Annotated in this window: 1 protein-coding gene; it reads left to right on the top strand. The window is 38.9% G+C overall.

Features of this window, described 5'->3' with window-relative positions; translation table 11 throughout:
* Nucleotides 1–188: 188 nt before the first annotated feature.
* A complete protein-coding gene (locus PLK24_RS10815; protein ID WP_324479031.1) occupies nt 189–2,345 on the top strand; it encodes a PKD domain-containing protein in 2,157 nt (718 codons plus the stop codon).
* Nucleotides 2,346–2,369: the final 24 nt, after the last annotated feature.

Here is a 2,369-nt window from a genome sequence, read left to right as displayed (position 1 = left end):
CCAAGATTCGACATGCCATGGCATGTCGCTACATTAATCGGGCGCTATAGATTGTGCCCCTACATTTTTTATTCTTTTGTAAGAGCTTGATTTATCATGCCTGTGTATTTTCAAAATAGAAAGGAACAATAAAAATAAATTATTCAATAAAAATTTTTAAAATAAAGCCAGGAAAGGAGGGAAATATAATGAAATTGAAATGGGCATTTTTTATAGAAATATTTTTAGTAGTCTTTATGGTTGTTTCCTTTTCAATTCCGGTTTTTCCCTACAATAATGATAACCAAGCCCGAACCATGGAGGGCGGACCCCATCGAGCCATTAATTATTATGCCATTCAGTCATTTTTAAATAATAGGAGAAGCGATTCCATCTTTAATAAATATGATTTTACCAACGGAAGGGATTTGTCCGGGATCACGGTAATCCAACCTGGCGATTGGAAAGAAGACATTCTTGAGGATGAAAGAGAAGGAAAATGGTATCAATGGGTGGTAGAAGGTGGCTATACCGCCGACGAACCGGAAAGATACATGTCACTCCGCCATTTTTATGACCCATTAGGTGTTAACCAGGGAGCAAATTATCTTACCGACCATGTCGATGAATTTTTAACGTCAATTGTTATGGGAACCAATCCCAAAATAGATGCGAAATGGTGGGGAGCATTGTATTCACCCTATTCGATTGATAAGGGAAAGGAATTTATGATTACGGCCTTTTCGTCTATGAATTTACCAGAAAAGGATAAATTGTTCGCAGCTGCTTGGCGGTCATTGGGTGAAACTATGCATTTAATAGCCGATATGACAGTTCCTTCCCATGTTCGTAATGATTCCCATCCTGGAGTTGAGTGGACGCAATTTATCACCGATAAATATCGAGCTGATTCTTATGAAGAATTTGTCGATCAGCAAGTTGTTGAAAAATGCTTAGGTTCTCCCGATCCAGTGTTAGTAGAGGCAGTTAACCAAATACCCAAAAATGAAAATGGTTTTTTAAATGTTTTAAGCCTGTATGACTGCGTTGCACGTTATACCAACCGAAATTACTTTTCACTTGATACCATAGCCGGTATTGAAAAAGCATTAGGTCAAGGAATTACCAATAGCAACGGTATGCCGGAATACCCATCACCGCGTTTGGAAGATCTTGAGACTGATGAAGATGGGTATTACTACTGTAAGGACTATTTAGGGAAACTCTATTTAGCACGAATGCTTTATCAGGAAAAGTTGTCGCTTTTTGGTAAATTAAGCTTAATTCCAAAACCTGAAATTGACCATCAATGCGCTTTAAGCCAAGCTAAGCGTTTAATACCGGCAGCGATTTATGCCAATGAGCAATTGATAGAATGGTTCATCCCCAAAGTCGAAGTAATAATTGATTCTTTTATCCTTAATGAAAAAGGAACAGACGGCAGAGAAGGTATCATTAAAGGTCGAGTAGTTCATATTCCTTCAGGTATGTATGATCAACCTCTTTTATTTACTATGCCCATCGATGGGATGATTAGCATTGTGATGAATGGAGAAATCTTCGAAACTCAACCGGGATCTATTTCAATTCAAAATGGAATCATAGAGGGAAAGGTTCAGTCGTTGCCAACTGGACCAATCAAAAATGTAAACTTATTGGTGGATATTGGTGGGATTCTCGTTTCATCAGCGGATCTGAAAATCTATAATCTTCAGTTACATCCTGAGAAATTAGATGGTTTGAGTAAAAAGAAATACGGCTTTTATGTGCAATCGGATAATCCTCCTTCCTGGGTGAGCTATATTTGGGATTTTGGCGATGGAAGAGTCGAAGAAACCAATAGCACGTCAATTACTCATACTTATGAATCAGAAGGCGAATACCAAATCCAGGTTCAAATGAGAGACGCCAATACTGGGAAAATTCTTGCCAAAGCTCAGGGAAAGGCTTATCTGTCAGCACAAGAAGAAATTGGTATTACCGATACAATTGTGTCTTCCACACCGGAACCAACGTTAATGATTGATCCAGTTTTGATTGAAGAGACACCTCTTCCGACTATAGCCACTCCCGTTCCCACTCCTGATGAAGAAGCACATCGACAGCAGGTTCTTGCCGAATACCGATCAATTTATCCTGGTTATTTATCCTGGTTTCATAAATACGGTCGTGTAGAGGTTGTTGCCAATGCCGAAGAAGTCGGACCCGATCTCTATCGAGTAGCGTATATATTATGGCAGATTATCGAGGATGGTCCCAGAAAAGGCGAAGAATACAAAGCAGTTGAACTTGATTTGAATTTTAACTTAGGCCAGCTGGAGGCTGATTTGGGGCTGATGAAGAAAAATTTAGGATTAGAAGAATAAATTTAGTCAGTTCATCAGGTTTTT

The sequence above is a fragment of the Atribacter sp. genome (assembly GCF_035418125.1).
GTDB classification, from domain to species: domain Bacteria; phylum Atribacterota; class Atribacteria; order Atribacterales; family Atribacteraceae; genus Atribacter; species Atribacter allofermentans.
Note: the sequence above shows the minus strand (reverse complement) of the source record. Positions and strands in the feature narration are given on the sequence as shown.

What these genes read in the sequence shown, in the direction of transcription:
- PLK24_RS10815 (WP_324479031.1), top strand. Translation starts at nt 189, where the DNA reads ATGAAATTGAAATGGGCATTTTTTATAGAAATATTTTTAGTAGTCTTT.